Origin of the sequence: Euzebya sp. (genome assembly GCF_964222135.1) — a bacterium.
In the GTDB taxonomy this organism is placed as follows: domain Bacteria; phylum Actinomycetota; class Nitriliruptoria; order Euzebyales; family Euzebyaceae; genus Euzebya.
Map to the genome: position 1 here is coordinate 1 of NZ_CAXQBR010000061.1, position 17251 is coordinate 17251.

A 17251-nucleotide genomic window follows, 5' to 3' on the forward strand; every position below is an offset into this window, starting at 1 on the left:
GTTGCCGTTGCCCTGGCCGTTGCCGTTGCCCTGGCCGTTGCCGTTGCCCTGGCCGTTGCCGTTGCCCTGGCCGTTGCCGTTGCCCTGGCCGTTGCCGTTGCCGCTGCAGTTGGGGTTGCCGTTGCCGTTGCAGCTGTTGCCCTGGCCCTTGCCCTTGCCGGAGTCCTCGTCCCCGTCGTCGACGGACCAGGCGCGCACGAGCGCGCCCGCGCGATCGTCGTCGGGCACCACGACGGCGCTCGCCGGCAACGCGGCGGTGACGAGGGCGAGGGCGATCAGGATGAGGGTGGTGACGCGGCCACGCGACATGACGGCTCCTGGGAGTGAGAAGAGACTCTTCCGCCCACTCCATCGACACGCTGAGTGACACCTTTACCCGAACAGTGACGAAGTTCTCTGAACCCCGCGTGACCGAGCTAATCGGCGCTCACGACTGCCTACGGGTGTCGCTCGATGAGGTCACGCGCCACCAAGGCGTCCACGATCTCGGTCACGCACCCCTCCACCGACACCGCGGAGGTGTCCAGGCGCAGGTCGGGTCGCTCGGGGGCCTCGAACGGCGCGCTGACGCCCGACAGGTCGGGGATCTCGCCGGCCCGCGCCTTCGCGTACAGGCCCTTCACGTCCCTGGCCTCGCAGACCTCGAGCGGGGTGTCGACGAACACCTCGAGGAACCCCCCGTCGGGGTGCAGCTCCCGCACCGCCTGCCGGTCGGCGGCGTAGGGCGACACGAACGCGCACAGCACGACCAGCCCCGCGTCCACCATCAGCCGGGCCACGTGGCCGATCCGGCGGATGTTCTCGGTCCGGTCCTCCGGTGAGAACCCCAGGTCGGCGTTCAGGCCGAAGCGCACGTTGTCCCCATCCAGGACGAACGCGGCGACACCCCTGGCGATGAGGGTCCGCTCCACGGCGTAGGCCACCGTCGACTTGCCCGACCCCGACAGCCCCGTCAGCCAGACCGTCGCCCCCCCGTGCCCGAGCGCCCGACGTCGCGAGGCGGCGTCCACGTGCCCGGTCGCCCGCACGATGTTGCTGGACTTGGGGTTGGTGGACTCGGGGCTGGTGGGATCGGGGGAGGGCTCGTCGGTCACGCCCGCGAAGGCTAGCCCGCGTCAGCCCCGCGGAGACGGGGCAGGACGCGGACCATGTCTGTCCTGGCGATCCTCGGCGGCCTGCTCGTGCTCGGGGCGGTGATCGTCGACGTCGTCCCCACCGCGATCGCGAGCGGCCTGCCCGGCGGCTGGCTCACCCGGCGGGTCGGGTCACGGCTGTGGGACGGCGTGCGGAAGGTCGGCGGCGACAACCACGCGTTCATCCAGCTCGGCGGGACCACCCTGGTCATCGGGCTGCTGGTCACCTGGATCGTGCTGCTCGTCCTCGGATGGTGGCTGCTCTTCCTCGGCCTCGGGCGGATCGAGGGGGCCAGCAGCGGCCAGCCTGCGAGCGCCTTCCAGACCCTGTACTTCACCGGCTACGTGGTCTCGACCCTCGGCAACGGCGAGTTCGTCCCCGGGACCGGCATCGGGCAGGCCCTGACGGCCATCGCGTCGGCCAGCGGCATCCTCGTGCTGACCCTCTCCATCACCTACCTGGTCCCCGTCCTCGACGCGGTGTCGACCAAGCGCCGGCTGGCGACGACGCTGCACGCGATCGGGGAGACGCCGAAGGAGATGGCCGCCCGGCTGTGGCCCGGTCCGGATCTCGCCGCCAACCGCGACGTCCTGCTGAGCATCGCCTCGGAGGTCCGCGAGCTGACCCAGAAGCACTACAGCTACCCGGTCCTCCACTACTTCCACAGCCGCCACTGCCAGACGGCCCTGCCGCCGTCGCTCGCCCGCCTCGACGAGACCGTCACGGCGGTGCGGATCGTCCACCCCGACGCCGACGGCGACCTGGGGGTCCACCTCCTCCGCTCGGCGCTCGACGACCTGCTGGAGGCGCTCGCGAGCACCTTCCTGCGTCCCGCCGACGAGGTGCCGCCGCCCCCGTCCGTCGACGTCGTGTCCCAGCTGGTCGACCACGAGCCCGCGGAGCTCGGCGAGTCGCCAGCGCTCGACGAGATGGACACCCACCGGCGCCGGCTCCGCGGCTTCGTCGAGGACGACGGCTGGAGCTGGGACGACGTGCTGGAAGCGGGCCGCCGCGAGACCTGACCGGACCGGTTGGCCCTGGCCGGATGGGCCTCCGTTCACAAGTTGTTGATGGTTTGTACGCATTTGTGGTGGGCTAGGGACCAGGTACGTCGTCCGGCGCCCGCACCCCGCGCACGGACACCTCAACGCCCGCACCCCGCGCTGAGCCTTTCGCACGTCCGTCTCGCTACGGGAAGGCCCGCCGATGTCGGCCTCGATGCCTGCGTCCACCACCCACCTCAGAGATCACGCACCGTCAGAGGGGGATGACCAGCTGCTGGTGACCGTCACCCTCGACCCCGACTCCCACGAATGCCCCGACTGCGGGGTGATCTCCGTGCCCTGCGACGACCGCTCCGCCCGGCCCGAGGACGTGCACCGATGTCGACGGTGAGCGACCGGCCGGCGCGGGCGGCGACCCGCCGGCCCCTGATGGCGCACTACGCACTCCCGCGCGCCACCGGGCCGCGGGTGCTCAGCGACCCCTCGAGCCACCCCTACGTAGACCGGCTCGCCGGGCGCGCGTGCGTCATCGCCGACGGAGCCGCCCGCGATCCCGAGCGGGCCCGCGCCGACGCCGACCGCTGGGACCTCGCCCACCTCCACCTCGGCCTGGACTCCGGACCGGTGGACTGGCTTCCCGAGGTCATCGCGGCCCACCGGGAGGTGGGGACCCCGACGGTGCTGACCGTCCACCAGCTCCAACCCCCGCACCTGCGGCCGGACAGCCACGACGTGATCGACGTCCTGCGCGCCGTGGCCGAGGACGTCAGCGAGCTGCTGACCCTCACCCGGGGGTGTGCCGCCGCGATCCACGCGGTGACCGGACGGCGTGCCCGCGTCGTGCCCCACGGCCCGCTCGTCCCCGGACCGCGACGGCGCCGCATGCGGGCGCACCGGCGTCGGGCCCTCGCCGGGCACGACCACCTGCTGGTGCACGTCCCGTCCCTCACCCCCGACCTGGGGCTCGAGGAGCTGGTGTCGGCGTGCCGCCTGGCGCGTCCGGCCCTCGACGTGCGCATCCACGTCCACACCGGCGTCGAGCCGGCCGTCCGCGACCTCGTCGACGACGTCCCCGGCATCGTGGTCGTCGGCTACGACGCGATCACGCCCGAGGGGCTCGAACGGGTCGTCGCCGACGCCGCCGCGCTGGTCCTGCCGCTGCGCTGGGGCAGCCACAACCCGCTGATCGAGGTGGCCGCCGACGTCGGCACGCCGGTGATCACCACGCGTGCGGGGTACCTGGTCGAGCAGCTCACCGGCACCGCGATCGGCCGCGACGAGCCGGTGCTGGCCGACGACGACGAGGACCCCCACGTCGGGGTGTGGAACGGGCGGCTCGACGTCGGGGACCTGGCGCGGGCCCTCGGCCGCCGGGTCGGCGACGTGCCGGTGGTGCCCGAGGTCGACCGCGAGCGGGCCGAGCACGCGCTGATCAGCCACCACGAGCGGCTGTACCACCGCCTCGCGATGGGGGTCATCGACCTCACGGGCTGACCACGGGGACGGGGGGAGGGCCAGGCCGCGGATCACCAGGAGGGGCCCGCGGCCTGGCCCCCGGGGTCGGCTGTCCGGTTGACGGCGTGGGAGCCGACGCGTACACCGGAGGAGATGCAGGTCATCCGCCACGAGTCCATCGGACGTCTTCTGGACGTCGACTCGGTGCGCGTAGGCCGCTTCCTCCTCGTCATCTGATGCCGCGGACGGGCTGATCGCATCCGACCGTTTCGCGGAGACGCAGAGGATGCGCCACCCTGTACAGCCGAACGCCTCGCGCAGCGCCATCCCGTGCTCACGTGGGCGTCGCCCCGGACGATCTGACCAGCACAGCCCCGCACAGCCCACGAGGTGCCCCCATGACGACCATCAAGCTGACCGTCCCGCCCGACCAGACCCCGGCCGAGGAGGCCGAGCTGGTCGCCCGCGTCGCCGCGGCGATCGAGGAGTCCACCGGCGAGACCGACATCACCTTCGAGCTGACCAAGACCGAGGAGGTCCGCGTGGCCGGCGCGATCGGCGACCGCATGGCGGTCGGCGCGCGCTGGAACGCCTGACCGGCGGCTACCCTTCACCCTCCCCGAGCAAGAGGAGCTGGCAGAGGTGAGCGCGCGCACGCTGGCGGAGAAGGTCTGGGACCGGCACGTCGTCGGCGGTCCCGGCGCAGGCGGTCCCGATGACCCCGACCTGCTGTACATCGACCTCCACCTGGTCCACGAGGTGACGTCCCCGCAGGCCTTCGAGGGCCTGCGCCTGGCCGGCCGTCAGGTCCGCCGGCCGGAGCTGACGCTCGCGACGATGGACCACACCGTCCCGACGACCGACCGGTCCCTGCCGGTCGTCGACGAGCTGTCGAAGACCCAGATGGACGTCCTGCAGCGCAACTGCGACGACTTCGGGATCCGGCTGTTCAACATGCGCTCGGCCCAGCAGGGGATCGTGCACATGATCGGCCCGGAGCTGGGGGTGACCCAGCCGGGCACGACGATCGTCTGCGGCGACTCCCACACCGCCACCCACGGCGCGTTCGGTGCGCTGGCGTTCGGGATCGGCACCAGCGAGATCGAGCACGTCCTCGCGACCCAGACCCTCAGCCAGGCCAAGCCGAAGATGATGGCGATCGAGGTGGAGGGGGCGCTGCCGCCCGGCACCACCGCGAAGGACCTGATCCTCGCGATCATCGGCCAGATCGGCGTGGACGGCGGGATCGGCCACATCATCGAGTACCGCGGCGAGGCGATCCGCGACCTCTCGATGGAGGGGCGGATGACGATCTGCAACATGTCGATCGAGGCCGGGGCCCGCGCCGGCCTGATCGCCCCGGACGAGACCACGTTCGCGTACCTGAAGGGCCGCCCGCAGGCGCCGCAGGGCGCGGACTGGGACGCCGCGCTCGAGTCCTGGCGCGAGCTGGTCACCGACGAGGGCGCGGTCTTCGACACCGTGATCCGCTTCGACGCCACCCAGCTGGTCCCGACCGTCACCTGGGGCACCACCCCGGACATGAGCGTCCCCGTCACCGGCCACGTGCCGCACCCCGAGCAGACCGAGGACGCCGACCAGACCCGCCGCGCGCTCGACTACATGGGGCTCGAGGGCGGTGAGGCGATCACCGACATCCGCCCCGACCGGATCTTCATCGGGTCCTGCACCAACGGGCGGATCACCGACCTGCGCGCCGCCGCGGCGATCGTCGACGGGCAGACCGTCGCCGAGGGGGTCCGCGCGATGGTGGTGCCGGGCAGCTACCCCGTGAAGCTGCAGGCGGAGTCCGAGGGCCTCGACCGGGTCTTCACCGACGCCGGCTTCGAGTGGCGCGAACCCGGCTGCTCGATGTGCCTCGGCATGAACCCCGACATCCTCGAGCCGGGGGAGCGGGCCGCGTCGACGTCCAACCGGAACTTCGAGGGCCGGCAGGGCAAGGGCGGCCGCACCCACCTGGTCAGCCCCGAGATGGCCGCCGCCGCGGCGATCGCCGGGCACTTCGTCGACGTCCGCGACCTCGTCGCGGACGTCGGACAGGCCGGGGGGCAGCAGGGGGCCGAAGCATGAGGCCCCCGCTGGGCTATGTCCGCGAGCTCGTGGAGGGAACGGCATGAAGCCCGTCAGCGTCGTCGAGGGGCAGATGGTCCCGCTCAACCGGGCGGACGTCGACACCGACCAGATCATGCCCAAGCAGTTCCTCAAGCGGATCGAGCGGACCGGCTTCGGCGAGTTCCTCTTCTTCGACTGGCGCCAGGACCCCGACTTCGTCCTGAACGACCCGCGGTACGCCGGCGCCAACATCCTGGTGACCGGCCCGAACTTCGGGTCCGGGTCGTCGCGCGAGCACGCGCCGTGGGGCCTCCAGCAGTACGGCTTCGAGGCGATCATCGCCCCGTCGTTCGCCGACATCTTCCGCAACAACTGCGCGAAGATCGGCCTGCTGTGCGTCGAGCTGCCCGAGAAGGTCTGCCGGGCCCTCGTCGACCTGGCCACCGACCAGCCGGAGACGATCTGCACCGTCGACCTGCCGCTGCAGAACGTCAGCGCCGGCGAGGTCGACGAGGACTTCGACTTCGACCCCTTCACCAAGCACATGCTGGTCAACGGGCTCGACCAGATCGGCCTGACGCTCGAGCGGGCGGACGACATCGCGGCCTTCGAGGCGACCCGCCCCTCCTTCATGCCGGTGACGCGCTAGACGACGGGCCACTCGCCGGTGCGCACCGGATCCGGCCGGGACGCCGAGCCCGGACCGGGGATGGTGAGGGGGAGGGTCGGGTCGACCGGGCCGGGCGGTTCGGTCGGCGACGGGGCGCCCTCCACCAGGCGGGTCGTCGGCAGCGACTCCGGGTGGGTCGCGGCCAGCCAGGCCGTCAGCTCCTCCCGCAGCTTGCAGCGCAGGTTCCACGCCCGGATCGAGTCCTGGGCGGTCACCGTCGCCCGCACCTGGATCGTCGTCGGCGTCGTGTCGATCACCTGCAGGGCGGCGACGTCGCCGTCCCACTCCTCGCTCCGCTCGACGCGCTGGTGGAACGCCGCCCGCAGGGCGGGGACCGGGGTGCGGTGGTCGAGGTGCCAGACGACCGAGCCGATGACCTGGGAGTCCCGCCGCGACCAGTTCGTGAACGGCGTGTTCACGAAGTAGGAGGTCGGCAGCACCAGCCGGCGGCGGTCCCAGGTGACGATCACCACGTAGGTGAGGGTGATCTCCTCGATGTTCCCCCACTCGCCCTCGACGGTGACGACGTCGTCGATCGACAGGGGCTCGGCGACGGCCAGCTGGATGCCGGCGACCAGGTTGCCGAGCGTCGGCTGGGCGGCGATGCCGAGCACCAGCCCGAGGACGCCGGCGGAGGCCAGCAGCGACGTGCCGACGGTCCGGGCGGACTCGAAGGTCAGCATCACCGCGCCGATCGTGACCAGGATGATCACGCCCGAGGCGACCCGCCGGAGGATGATCACCTGGGTCTGGCGGCCCTTGATGCGCCGTTCCTCGGCCTGCTCCTCGGTGCCGGTCGGCACGAAGTAGTCGAGCATCGCCACCTCGATGGCGACGGCCAGGCGCAGCAGCGTCCAGGCGCCGGCGACGATCGCGCCGATCAGCAGGATGTGGGTCAGGCGGCCGGCGAGCGCCTCGGGCAGCTCGGTCGCCGGCATCGCCGCCAGCAGACCCACCAGCACGGCCAGGACCCGGGCGGGCCAGCGGCCCCGCTGGCTGAGCTCACGCGCGAACGCGTCGGACTTCGAGACCCTGAACAGCACCCGCCCCGCGATCACGCTGAGCAGGACGGCCAGCACGACGGCGCCGCCCATGACGGCGAGGCTGGCCACCACGTCCACGGCGGCTTCGACGACGGTGTCCTCGGGCATCAGCCACGATCCTGACGTGCCGCCGGGAGATCGCCATCGCCCCCGGCGCGGAGGACGGCCTCGTCCACCGGCGGGACCACGTCGAAGGGCCCGGTCCGGTCGGGGTCCGGGTTGGGGGCGGTGTCCGGCCCGGGGCTGCGGACGTCGTAGCGCGACGCCGGCGGGGGGTGCGGCCCGTCGGGTCCCGGTGCGGGGGCGGGCGCCTCCAGCAGCCGCGTGGTCGGCACGGCCTCGGGGTGGTGCGTCCAGAGCCACCGGAGGACGCCCTCGCGGATCGCGCAGCGCAGATCCCAGGACATCGGGGCGGTCTGGGCGGTCACGAGCCCGCGCAGCTCCACCGTCGGCCGGGCCTCGGTGACCTGCAGCACGACCACGTCGCCGTCCCACAGCGGATGGGTCTCGACCTGGCGGTGGAACTCCTCGCGGAGCTCATCGAGGGGCACCCGGTGGTCGACCTCCCAGAAGATCGAGCCGATCACCTGCGACCCGTTCCGCGTCCAGTTCTGGAACGGCGTGTTCATGAAGTACGACGTCGGCAGCACCAGGCGGCGTCGGTCCCAGGTGCGGACCACGACGTAGGTGAGGGTGATCTCCTCGATGTTGCCCCACTCGCCCTCGACCACGACGACGTCGTCCAGGCTGAGCGGCTCGGCGACGGCCAGCTGGATGCCGGCGACCAGGTTGCCCAGCGTCGGCTGGGCGGCGATGCCGACCACCAGCCCGATGACGCCGGCCGAGGCCAGCAGCGACGTGCCGACGGTCCGCGCGGACTCGAAGGTCAGGAGGACCGCGGCGACGGTGAGGGTGACGATCACCCCCGAGGCGACGCGGCGGAGGATGACGACCTGGGTCTGGCGCCCGCGGTTGCGCGCGTTGTCGGGGCCGGCGATGTCGAAGCGGTCGAGCATCGTGACCTCGACCGCGACGGCCAGCCGCAGCAGCGTCCACGCGCCGGCGAGGATCGCCGCCACCGCCAGCCCGTGGGTCACGAGGCCGGTCGCGGACGCGCCCAGCTCGGTCGCGGGCATGGCCGCCAGCAGGCTCAGCAGCACGACCAGGGTCCGGGCGGGCCACCGGCAGCGGGCGGTCGCCTCGCGTGCGAAGCGGTCGGCCCTGCCGATGCGGAAGCCCACCCGCACGATGACGAGGTAGGCCACCAGGCCCGCCACGGCCGCCCCGCCGAGCACGGCGAGGCTGGTCGCGACGTCGACGGCCTGCTCGACGACGGTCTCCTCGGGCATGCCCCGATGGTGACGGACCGTCGGCGCGGATCCTCGCCCGATGGGACATGTCGTGCGACGCTGGGGGCGTGGCATCGCCTTCCCCGACCCCGCCGCCGGCCCGCGCACGGGTGCCCGCCCACGCGTGGGCGTGGCTGCAGCGGTCCCGCTCGGTGCTGAACGAGATCGCCGAGCAGCTGTACGGCACCCACGGCGACAGCCACACCCTCGAGAAGCTGAAGGCGGACCACGCCGCCGACCCCTTCGTGCAGGACCTGGTCGCCAGGGTCGTGTGCGACGTCGCCTTCAACGGTCGGGTGCCCGAGCGCCGGCCTGCCGGGGCCCGCTGGGACCGCGGCCTGACGTGGTGGGCCGCCCACCTGGCCGGCGTGACCCCGACCGAGTTCGAGGCCCGCTCCGCCGGCACCGCCCCTCCCCAGCAGGTCCTGTTCGGCGCCCCGCCCCCGGCGCCGGAACCGGTCGAGTCCCGCCCGACGCGGCGCAAGCCGCTCGTCAGCGTCGAGCGGCGGGCGATGGTGCAGGCGCTGCGCGACGTCCTGGCCGCCGGCGACGGCCACCAGGTCCCCGCCGACGCCGTCCGCGCGCTGATCGAGCAGCTCGAGGGCGAGGAGTAGGCCGGGCGGGGAGCGGGGCAGGGCTCGAGGGCCGACACCGCCGGAGCGGCGGGTAACGTGGTCGGTCGACCTCTCACCAGATGCGCCCACAACTCTCCTTCGCCCCCGCCCCCGCCCGTCCCGCCGACGGTCGCCTCGTCGTCTACTGCACCTCCGACGAGGACCTGTCCGGCTGCGAGGCGCTCGTCGAGGCGCTCGGGATCACCACCTGGACGCCCGCGACGGCGCAGCTCGCCGTCCCGTCCGGCGGCGCGGTGGTCGTGGAGACGCTGAAGGTCCTGACCGTCGGCGTCGCCGACGCATTGCCCGGGCTGCTCGACGCCGCCCACGACCGGCGGATGCCCGACTCGGTCCGGGCGTTCGGGCGCGCGACCCGCCTGGCCCTGACCGCGGGCGCGAGCCACCGGGTCATGCCGCACCTCCACCTCGTGCCCGACCAGGTCAACGACCACGGCGAGCAGCTGATCACCGGCGTGTGGCGCGTCGACCTCGACGCCGACCCCGCGCTCGCGAGCGCCGTCGACCGCCTGGTCGAGGCCACCCCGGCGAGCGCGACCGCGCAGGCGCGGGGCGAGACGACGGCGTGGGAGCCGCGACGGCTCCTGGTCGCCTACCTCGACGCGGTCGCCGACTCGGCCGTCCGCGCCCACGCCCCCGACCCGTCGGGCCGCCCCCGCGAGCGCCTGCTGCCGTGGACGACCCGCTGGGCCGAGGCGCTCGGCGACGCCGCCGACCCGGTCGTGCCGCTGAAGGCCGAGGGGCCGGCCCTGGCCGCGGCGTGCGAGGGGTGGCAGTCCCGCGGCGACGGGGATGCCTCCCTGGTCCTCGAGCTGTCCGCACCCGATGCGCCCGACGGCGGGTGGACCCTGACCTTCGCGATCCGCGACGCCGACGACGAGCGCCACGAGGCCGAGGCGGTGTGGGGCGGCGAGGACCGCGATCTCATCGAGTCGCTGCTCGCCGGGCTCAGCCGCGCCGCACGGGTGTTCCCGCCGCTCGACGCGGCGCTCGCCGACGACCAGCCGACGTCGGTCACCCTCGACCTCGACGCGGCGTGGCAGTTCATCGCCGAGGCCGCCCCGCTGCTGAGCGGCGCCGGCGTGTCGGTGCAGCTGCCGGCCACCCTGGCCGAGGACGGCATCGCCGCGCAGATCAGCCTGACCAGCGCCGAGGACGGCACCGTCCAGGCGACCTGGGAGGTGTCCCTCGACGACCGGGTCCTCTCCGACGACGAGATCGGCACGTTCCTCGACGCCGACGACCCCCTCGGCTTCTACGGCGGCCGCTGGGTCAAGATCGACGACGAGACCCGCGCGGCGCTGCAGGCGCGCGGCACCACCCGCTCGATCGGGCAGGCCGAGGCGCTCGCGCTTGCCCTGGCCGGCACCACCGACGACGAGTGGTTCGGCGAGGGGACGGCCGCCAGCCGCGTCGTGGTCGACGACCGGCTCGGCGACATCCTCCGCGCCCTGCGGACCGCCGGGGACCTCGAGGACGTCGCCGAGACCCCGTCGGGCTTCGTCGGGGAGCTGCGGCCCTACCAGCAGCGCGGTGTGTCGTGGCTGCGCGGCATGGCCGACCTCGGCATGGGGGCGGTCCTGGCCGACGCGATGGGGCTCGGCAAGACCATCCAGCTGATCGGGTTGCTGGTCAGCCGCCCGGGCCCGTTCATCGTGGTCTGCCCGACGTCGGTGGTCGGCAACTGGGAGCGCGAGATCGGCCGCTTCGCCCCCGACCTCTCGGTGGTCCGCCACCACGGCACCGACCGGCCCGACGACCTCGAGGGGTTCGAGGGGGTCCTCGTCACCTCCTACGGCACCCTCCGCCGGGACGTCGAGCTGCTCGAGACCGTCGACTGGGACGTGATCGCCCTGGACGAGGCCCAGCAGGTCAAGAACCCCTCCACCGCCGCCGCCCAGGCCGTCCGGCGGCTGCGCGGCCGGGTGACCTTCGCGCTGACCGGCACGCCCCTCGAGAACCGCCTGGCCGAGCTGTGGGCCGTCATCGACGCGACCAACCGGGGCCTGCTCGGGACTCGCGGCACGTTCACCCGCCGCTTCGTCGGCCCGGTCGAGGTCCGCCACGACGCCGACGCGGCCGCCCGCCTCCGCCGCCTCGTCAGCCCCTTCATCATGCGGCGCACCAAGACCGACCCCGAGGTCGCCCGCGACCTGCCCGACAAGATCGAGCGGACCGTCGTGTGCAGCCTCACCCCCGAGCAGGCCGCGCTGTACGAGCGGGTGACCGCCGAGGCGTTGGCCGCGCTGGCCGACGCCGACGGCATGGGTCGGCGCGGGCGCATCCTCGCGATGCTGACCGCCCTCAAGCAGGTCACCAACCACCCGGCGCAGTACCTGAAGGAGGACGGGCCGATCCTGGGTCGCAGCGGCAAGATGGCGGCCCTGCGGGAGATCGTCGAGGCGGTCACTGACGCCGGCGACGCGATGCTGATCTTCACCCAGTTCACCCGGATGGGCGACCTGCTCAGCGAGCAGCTGGCCGTCGACCTCGGCCAGCGGGTGCCGTTCCTCCATGGCGGCCTGAGCGTCCAGCAGCGCGACGTGATGGTGGAGGACTTCCAGCAGGGCGGCGGGTCGCCGGTCCTGGTGATCTCGACGCGGGCCGGCGGCACCGGCCTGAACCTGACCGCCGCCACCCACGTCGTCCACTACGACCGCTGGTGGAACCCCGCGGTCGAGGACCAGGCCACCGACCGCGCCCACCGCATCGGCCAGCACCGGACCGTCGAGGTCCACAAGCTGGTGACCGCCGGCACGCTCGAGGAGCGGATCGCGGAGATGCTCGAGCGCAAGCGCGCGCTGGCCGACGCGGTCGTCGGCGCCGGCGAGACGTGGATCACCGAGCTGGACGACGCCGCGCTGCTCGAGCTGGTGCAGCTGTCGAGCGACGCGCCGCTGCTCGAGGCGGAACCGGTCGGGGTCGGGCCATGAGCATGAGCTGGGGCCAGCAGTGGCGCGAGGTGCTCGGCGGCGACGACCACGACCTGCAGCGCCGCGTCCGCCAGGGCGTCGCGACGTACCGGTCGGGGCGGGTCAGCGACGTCAAGCTCGGGATCGGCCGGGTCACCGCCCGCGTGCAGGGGTCCCGCGCGACCCCGTTCCTGTGCGAGCTCGGCATCCCGACCCTGACCGACGACGAGTGGGACGTCGTCCTCGACCTGCTCGCCTCGACGGTGCGCTACTCAGCCCGCCTGCTCGCGAGCCAGCACCCCGAGGGGCTGGCCGAGGAGGCCGCGGAGCGCGGAGTCCGGCTGTTCCCGCGGATGGACGAGATCGCCGTCGCAGCCGGCCACTCCGGCGAGGACCCCTTCCCGGTGGCGGGCGCGGCGGTGTGGGAGGCCGTGGCCGTCCGCCTCGACGCGAGCCCCTTCCCCCTGCTGCAGATCCGGGGGAGGGGCAGGGAGCGCGTCCTCCGCGACATCGCCCGCCGGCGCCGCAGCGAGCGCGACGACGCCACCGACGGGGTGGAGGTGTCGGAGATGTCGGTGATCGGCTGGTCGACCTCCCGGGTGCCCCTCGACGCCGTCACCGTCCCGCCGGTGCAGACCCCGCGCCTCAGCGTCCCCGCCCTGCGGGTCCTCTGCGAGCCGGACGGCTGGGCCGGCGCGCTCAGCCCCGCGGACCTGATCGGTCCGATCGTCGCCGACGCGGCCGAGGCGGCGCGCCAGGCGCTGATGGGTGAGCTGCCCGACGACGACGAGGGGTAGCCGGAGGAGGGGTGGCCGGAGGAGGGGTGGCCGGAGGAGGGGTGGCCGCCGCGGTCAGGCGGGGAACGGCAGGCGCGGCTGGGGTGGGCCGAGGGCGGGGTCGACGCCGTCGAAGAGGCTCGACACCGACTCGCCGGCGTGCACCCGGCTGATCGCCTGGGCGAACAGGCCGGCGACGGAGATGACCTGCAGCTCCGGCCAGTCGACCGGCGGCACCGTGTCGGTCGTGACGACCTCGCGGATCATCGGGTGCCCCGAGAGGCGCTCCACGGCCCGGCCGACGAAGAGCCCGTGGGTGCAGGCGACCGACGCGCTCGGACACCCCGCGTCGCGGAGGCGGTCGAGCAGCTCGATGATCGACCCGCCCGTGGCGATCTCGTCGTCGAGGATCAGCGCGTGCTTGCCCTCGACGTCACCGACGATCGCGTCGATCACCACCCGGTCGTCGGCCAGCCGCCGCTTGGACCCGGCCGCGACGCCGAGGCCCAGCAGCCGGCTGAACTGCGTCGCCGCCTTCGCGTTGCCGAGGTCGGGTGAGACGACGACGGTGTCGGACAGGTCGGTGTCGCGGAAGTGCTCGGCGAGCACCCCGAGGGCGGTCAGGTGGTCGACGGGGACGGAGAAGAAGCCGTGGACCTGCGGGGCGTGCAGCGTCATCGTCAGGACCCGCGACACGCCGGCGGTCGCGAGCAGGTCGGCGACCAGCCGCCCGCCGATCGAGATCCGCGACGCGTCCTTCTTGTCCGACCGCGCGTAGGCGTAGTGGGGGATCACCGCGGTGATCTGGGCGGCGGAGGCGCCCTTGGCCGCGTCGACCATGAGGAGGAGCTCCATCAGGTGCTCCTGGGTCGGCGGGACCAGCGGCTGGACGAGGTAGACGTCGCGCTGTCGGCAGTTGGCCTGCAGCTGGACCTGCAGGCAGTCGTTGCTGAACCGGGTGATCTCGACCGTGGACGGGGTGACGCCCAGCCCGTCGCAGATGGCGGCGGCCAGCGGCCGGTGGGCGCTGCCGCTGAAGACGACGATCTCGCGCACGTGCGGGTCAGCGCGTGGCGCGGTGCTTCTTCTCGAACGGCGGAGGGGTCCGACCCGTCGCCTTCGCCCACCCCTTGGCGGCGCTGCGCTGGGCGACGACCGCGGCGGTGGAGACCCCGATGCCGGTCAGGAGGGTCCAGACCATCGCGTCACGCGTCGACGTCTCGGGGTCGGTGGGGTCCTCGGGCGGGTCGGTGTCGGGGATCACCTTGTCCCAGACGAGGGTGAGGACCTTGGTGGCGGCCAGGCCGGACACGGCGGCGGCGATGCCCGCCACGGCCTTCCATGCGAACGACTCCATGCGGTACAGGGCCTCCAATCGGACCTCGCGGTCCAGGGTGTCGATGTCGCTGACCAGCTTGGTGCGGGCGGCCTCGACCGCGGCGAGTTGGCGCGACAGCGCGCCGTCGGCGTCCGTGGCGCTCATGGGCGGGTCTCCTCGGCGGTCCCGGGGGTGGACAGGGGTGCGGGGGTCGTTGCCTGCGGGGCGGTGGCCGGTGGGGTGGTGGTCGGGGGCGCCGTGGTCGGGGACGTGGCCGCTGGGGGCGCCATGGTCGGGGGCGGGGCCGCGCCGCGCCACTCCTCGAAGCGCTGCCGGACGTCCTGGGCCGACTCGGCGACGGCCTGCTTGGCCTGCTCGATCCCGGCCTCGGTGTTGGCCTTCGCCTGGTCGACCGCGGTCTTCGCGGCCTCCTGGGACTGCGCCACGCTCTGCTTCGTCGTGTCGAGCGAAGCGGGCACCTTCATCTTCTTCATCCCGAGCCACCCGAGCACGCCGGCGACGACCAGCAGGAGCAGCAGCACCATGCCCACCGCGGCCCAGCCGGGGAGGAACAGCGCGAAGAGGAAGCCGATGAAGACCAGCAGCACCTGCACCGCGAGCCAGCCGATGATCGCGACGGCGATGAACAGGCCGCTGCCGATGGCCTTCGCCTTGATGCCGTCGGCCAGCTCGGCCTTCGCGAGGTCCACCTCGGCGCGGACGAGCGCCTGGACGTCGCTGATGACCGTCTTCGCGGCGGGCACCGCGCCCTGGGTCGGTCGTCGTCCGACGAGCCGCGCCAACGGCGGGGGGCGCTCTCCTGTCGGGTCGGTGGTGCTCATCGGGTGTGGTCGTCCCTCTCTAACAAGTGGTCGTCCCTCTCTAACAAGTCGTGTGCCGGCTGGGCATGCCTACCCAGGGTGCACGCCGCGGCGAACCAGCCTGAACCGTAGAGGATCAGCAGTCGCCGCACTACCAGGGACGATCACGGACCGTGATCGGCAGGTGGCTGTCGGCGGAGGTGGAGGTCCACAGGCCAAGAAGTGCTTGATCGTCCGGACCGCGTAGGTCATTGTGACCGACGAGGATGCACATCCACACAGGGACACATTCACATGGCCGGGGACGGCAGGGCCACCTACCGTGGCCGTAGCCATACCCCCCACGACCCGGCATCAACCCGCTCGGTCCCGAACTGCATCCCGTCCCATCCATCGACCCAAGTCGCCGTGCACGCTGGTCGCCGGCGCCGACAAGGAGTGGTGAGCCGAACGTGGCCCAGATCATCGAGGAGATGCCGCTGCACGACCACGTGCAGCTGTACCTGCGGGAGATGGCGCGCACGGCGCTGCTGACAGCCGAGGAGGAGGTCGACCTGGCGAAGCGGTACGAAGCCGGGTTGGAGGCCGAGCGGGTCATGGCCACCCTCGAGGGGACCAAGGTCCCGGTCGCGCGTCGCCGTCAGCTGCAGCGGGTCCGCAACGACGGCCGCCGGGCGAAGGAGCGCCTGGTCCAGGCGAACCTCCGCCTCGTGGTCAGCGTCGCGAAGCGCTACCAGGGCCAGGGCCTCCCGCTCCTCGACCTGATCCAGGAGGGCAACCTCGGCCTGCTCCGCGCGGTCGAGAAGTTCGACTACCGCCGCGGGTACAAGTTCTCGACCTACGCCACGTGGTGGATCCGCCAGGCCGTCGGCCGCGGTGTCGCGGACAAGGGCCGCACCATCCGCCTCCCCGTGCACATGATGGAGCGCGTCCGCCGGGCGCTGAGCATGCAGCGCGACCTGGCCGAGGCCCTGGGCCGCGAGCCGCAGATCGATGAGCTCGCCGAGGAGCTCGGCGAGGACGTCGAGACCGTCGAGGAGCTCCTCACCTACGCCCGCACCCCCACGTCGCTCGAGACCCCGGTCGGCGAGGACGGGGACGCCGAGCTCGGTGACTTCATCGAGGACCGCAACGCCGACGACCCGATGGAGGTCGCCGCGAAGGGGCTGGCCCGCCAGGAGCTGCTCGACGTCGTCGCCGGTCTGCCCGAGCGCGAGCGCATCATCCTCGAGCTCCGCTTCGGCCTGCTGGACGGCGAGGCCCGCACGCTGGACGACGTCGGCCGCTACTTCGGCCTGACCCGCGAGCGCATCCGCCAGCTCGAGGCCCGCGCGCTCTCGAAGCTGCGCCACCCCTCCCGCGGCCGCGCGCTGAGCGACACCGCCGCGTAGCTGCTCAGGATCTCGACGCCCCCGGCCACCACGCCGGGGGCGTCGTGCGTGTGGGGTGCGGCGATTCGGCGCGGTGCGGTGCGATCCTGGGTGCTCGTCTCGTCGGGCGGGCGGTCGCCGGGGCGAATGTTCGGCGCGATCGGGGCCTACTTCGGCTGACGGCGAGGTTGGGCGCGATCCTGGGTGCTCGTCTCGTCGGGCGGGCGGTCGCCGGGGCGAATGTTCGGCGCGATCGGGGCCTACCTCGCCTGACGGCGAAGTTCGGCGCGATCCTGCGCGCGATCGTGCTGCGGGGCCTACCGGTCGGAGCGATGCCCGTCCGCGCGATCGCACCGTGGGCGCATGACGGGACGCGCCCGCGCGGTATCGGCCGCGTCATCGCACCGTGGGCGCACGACCTGGGCGGGTCCGTACGGTATCGGCCGCGTCGTCGCACCGTGGGCGACTCGCGGGGGTCGGCCGCAGACCCGGGGCGGTCGCCATCGCACCACGGGCGACTCGCGGAGCGTGGGAGGTCGGCAGCTCAGCTCGGAGGGGTGGTGGGGGCGATGACGATGCCGTGGACCGGGTAGGTGGCGGTGGCGGTGCGCAGGACCTGGTCGGCGCCGGCGGAGGTGGTGCGCTGCCAGGTCACGGTGAGGGTGAGGGGGAAGGTCCCGGCGGTCTCGAAGAT

General features: G+C 73.2%; 16 protein-coding genes. 9 read left to right on the plus strand and 7 right to left on the minus strand.

From position 1 onward, the window contains the following. Both ACEQ2X_RS12780 and cysC read right to left on the minus strand, forming a co-directional pair. Nucleotides 1-309 (minus strand): hypothetical protein (locus ACEQ2X_RS12780; RefSeq protein ID WP_370326197.1); only part of this gene is annotated, 309 nt, incomplete at its 3' end. Between the two features lie 128 nt (nucleotides 310-437). Continuing rightward, a complete protein-coding gene (gene cysC, locus ACEQ2X_RS12785) occupies nucleotides 438-1094 on the minus strand; it encodes an adenylyl-sulfate kinase (protein WP_370326198.1) in 657 nt (218 codons plus the stop codon). Between the two features lie 54 nt (nucleotides 1095-1148). Between cysC and ACEQ2X_RS12790 the strand changes: the two genes are divergently transcribed. The 5 genes from ACEQ2X_RS12790 to leuD all read left to right on the plus strand — a co-directional run bounded on the left by ACEQ2X_RS12790 (nucleotide 1149) and on the right by leuD (nucleotide 6315). Further along, nucleotides 1149-2156 carry a potassium channel family protein gene (locus ACEQ2X_RS12790; protein WP_370326199.1) on the plus strand — a complete coding sequence of 336 codons (1008 nt, stop codon included), beginning with the start codon at nucleotides 1149-1151 and terminating at the stop codon, nucleotides 2154-2156. Between the two features lie 360 nt (nucleotides 2157-2516). Next, nucleotides 2517-3632, plus strand: coding sequence for a glycosyltransferase (locus ACEQ2X_RS12795; RefSeq protein WP_370326200.1), 1116 nt, complete (start codon nucleotides 2517-2519; stop codon nucleotides 3630-3632). Between the two features lie 359 nt (nucleotides 3633-3991). Then, nucleotides 3992-4189: a hypothetical protein gene (locus tag ACEQ2X_RS12800; RefSeq protein WP_370326201.1), complete on the plus strand. Its 198-nt coding sequence runs from the start codon at nucleotides 3992-3994 to the stop codon at nucleotides 4187-4189. A gap of 46 nt (nucleotides 4190-4235) precedes the next feature. Beyond that, nucleotides 4236-5684: a 3-isopropylmalate dehydratase large subunit gene (leuC, locus tag ACEQ2X_RS12805; protein ID WP_370326202.1), complete on the plus strand. Its 1449-nt coding sequence runs from the start codon at nucleotides 4236-4238 to the stop codon at nucleotides 5682-5684. A gap of 43 nt (nucleotides 5685-5727) precedes the next feature. Beyond that, the gene (gene leuD, locus ACEQ2X_RS12810) at nucleotides 5728-6315 is read left to right on the plus strand and encodes a 3-isopropylmalate dehydratase small subunit (RefSeq protein ID WP_370326203.1); all 588 of its coding nucleotides are present in this window, start codon (nucleotides 5728-5730) and stop codon (nucleotides 6313-6315) included. On the opposite strand, the gene ACEQ2X_RS12815 is transcribed toward leuD, so the two are convergent. Then, nucleotides 6312-7487 carry a mechanosensitive ion channel family protein gene (locus ACEQ2X_RS12815; RefSeq protein ID WP_370326204.1) on the minus strand — a complete coding sequence of 392 codons (1176 nt, stop codon included), beginning with the start codon at nucleotides 7485-7487 and terminating at the stop codon, nucleotides 6312-6314. The two genes, leuD and ACEQ2X_RS12815, sit on opposite strands and share 4 nt — an antisense overlap. Beyond that, nucleotides 7487-8728, minus strand: coding sequence for a mechanosensitive ion channel family protein (locus ACEQ2X_RS12820; protein ID WP_370326205.1), 1242 nt, complete (start codon nucleotides 8726-8728; stop codon nucleotides 7487-7489). Before ACEQ2X_RS12820 ends, ACEQ2X_RS12815 begins: the two co-directional genes overlap by 1 nt. A gap of 68 nt (nucleotides 8729-8796) precedes the next feature. On the opposite strand from ACEQ2X_RS12820, the gene ACEQ2X_RS12825 reads away from it, so the two are divergent. The 3 genes from ACEQ2X_RS12825 (at nucleotide 8797) to ACEQ2X_RS12835 (ending at nucleotide 13069) form a co-directional block, all read left to right on the plus strand. Then, nucleotides 8797-9342 carry a hypothetical protein gene (locus ACEQ2X_RS12825; protein ID WP_370326206.1) on the plus strand — a complete coding sequence of 182 codons (546 nt, stop codon included), beginning with the start codon at nucleotides 8797-8799 and terminating at the stop codon, nucleotides 9340-9342. 80 nt (nucleotides 9343-9422) lie between these two features. Beyond that, nucleotides 9423-12293 carry a DEAD/DEAH box helicase gene (locus ACEQ2X_RS12830; protein WP_370326207.1) on the plus strand — a complete coding sequence of 957 codons (2871 nt, stop codon included), beginning with the start codon at nucleotides 9423-9425 and terminating at the stop codon, nucleotides 12291-12293. Beyond that, nucleotides 12290-13069 carry a hypothetical protein gene (locus ACEQ2X_RS12835; protein WP_370326208.1) on the plus strand — a complete coding sequence of 260 codons (780 nt, stop codon included), beginning with the start codon at nucleotides 12290-12292 and terminating at the stop codon, nucleotides 13067-13069. Before ACEQ2X_RS12830 ends, ACEQ2X_RS12835 begins: the two co-directional genes overlap by 4 nt. A gap of 54 nt (nucleotides 13070-13123) precedes the next feature. Here ACEQ2X_RS12835 and ACEQ2X_RS12840 read toward each other — a convergent pair whose 3' ends face one another. From ACEQ2X_RS12840 to ACEQ2X_RS12850, 3 genes are read right to left on the minus strand one after another with little or no spacing between them, the layout of a single operon-like run. After that, nucleotides 13124-14104 carry a ribose-phosphate diphosphokinase gene (locus tag ACEQ2X_RS12840; protein ID WP_370326209.1) on the minus strand — a complete coding sequence of 327 codons (981 nt, stop codon included), beginning with the start codon at nucleotides 14102-14104 and terminating at the stop codon, nucleotides 13124-13126. Between the two features lie 7 nt (nucleotides 14105-14111). Next, nucleotides 14112-14531: a DUF4235 domain-containing protein gene (locus ACEQ2X_RS12845; RefSeq protein ID WP_370326210.1), complete on the minus strand. Its 420-nt coding sequence runs from the start codon at nucleotides 14529-14531 to the stop codon at nucleotides 14112-14114. Further along, complete coding sequence (locus ACEQ2X_RS12850) at nucleotides 14528-15208, minus strand: phage holin family protein (protein WP_370326211.1); 681 nt, start codon at nucleotides 15206-15208, stop codon at nucleotides 14528-14530. The genes ACEQ2X_RS12845 and ACEQ2X_RS12850 overlap by 4 nt, the downstream gene beginning before the upstream one ends. Before the next feature lie 431 nt (nucleotides 15209-15639). On the opposite strand from ACEQ2X_RS12850, the gene ACEQ2X_RS12855 reads away from it, so the two are divergent. Beyond that, nucleotides 15640-16578, plus strand: coding sequence for an RNA polymerase sigma factor RpoD/SigA (locus ACEQ2X_RS12855; RefSeq protein WP_370326212.1), 939 nt, complete (start codon nucleotides 15640-15642; stop codon nucleotides 16576-16578). Nucleotides 16579-17251: the final 673 nt, after the last annotated feature.

Bases quoted from the DNA above. Each gene is read 5' to 3' on its own strand.
- ACEQ2X_RS12800 (WP_370326201.1), top strand. From the start codon at position 3,992: ATGACGACCATCAAGCTGACCGTCCCGCCCGACCAGACCCCGGCCGAG.
- ACEQ2X_RS12790 (WP_370326199.1), top strand. From the start codon at position 1,149: ATGTCTGTCCTGGCGATCCTCGGCGGCCTGCTCGTGCTCGGGGCGGTG.
- ACEQ2X_RS12845 (WP_370326210.1), bottom strand. From the start codon at position 14,531: ATGAGCGCCACGGACGCCGACGGCGCGCTGTCGCGCCAACTCGCCGCG.
- ACEQ2X_RS12830 (WP_370326207.1), top strand. From the start codon at position 9,423: ATGCGCCCACAACTCTCCTTCGCCCCCGCCCCCGCCCGTCCCGCCGAC.
- ACEQ2X_RS12815 (WP_370326204.1), bottom strand. From the start codon at position 7,487: ATGCCCGAGGACACCGTCGTCGAAGCCGCCGTGGACGTGGTGGCCAGC.
- leuD (WP_370326203.1), top strand. From the start codon at position 5,728: ATGAAGCCCGTCAGCGTCGTCGAGGGGCAGATGGTCCCGCTCAACCGG.
- ACEQ2X_RS12850 (WP_370326211.1), bottom strand. From the start codon at position 15,208: ATGAGCACCACCGACCCGACAGGAGAGCGCCCCCCGCCGTTGGCGCGG.
- ACEQ2X_RS12820 (WP_370326205.1), bottom strand. From the start codon at position 8,728: ATGCCCGAGGAGACCGTCGTCGAGCAGGCCGTCGACGTCGCGACCAGC.
- ACEQ2X_RS12795 (WP_370326200.1), top strand. From the start codon at position 2,517: ATGTCGACGGTGAGCGACCGGCCGGCGCGGGCGGCGACCCGCCGGCCC.
- ACEQ2X_RS12835 (WP_370326208.1), top strand. From the start codon at position 12,290: ATGAGCATGAGCTGGGGCCAGCAGTGGCGCGAGGTGCTCGGCGGCGAC.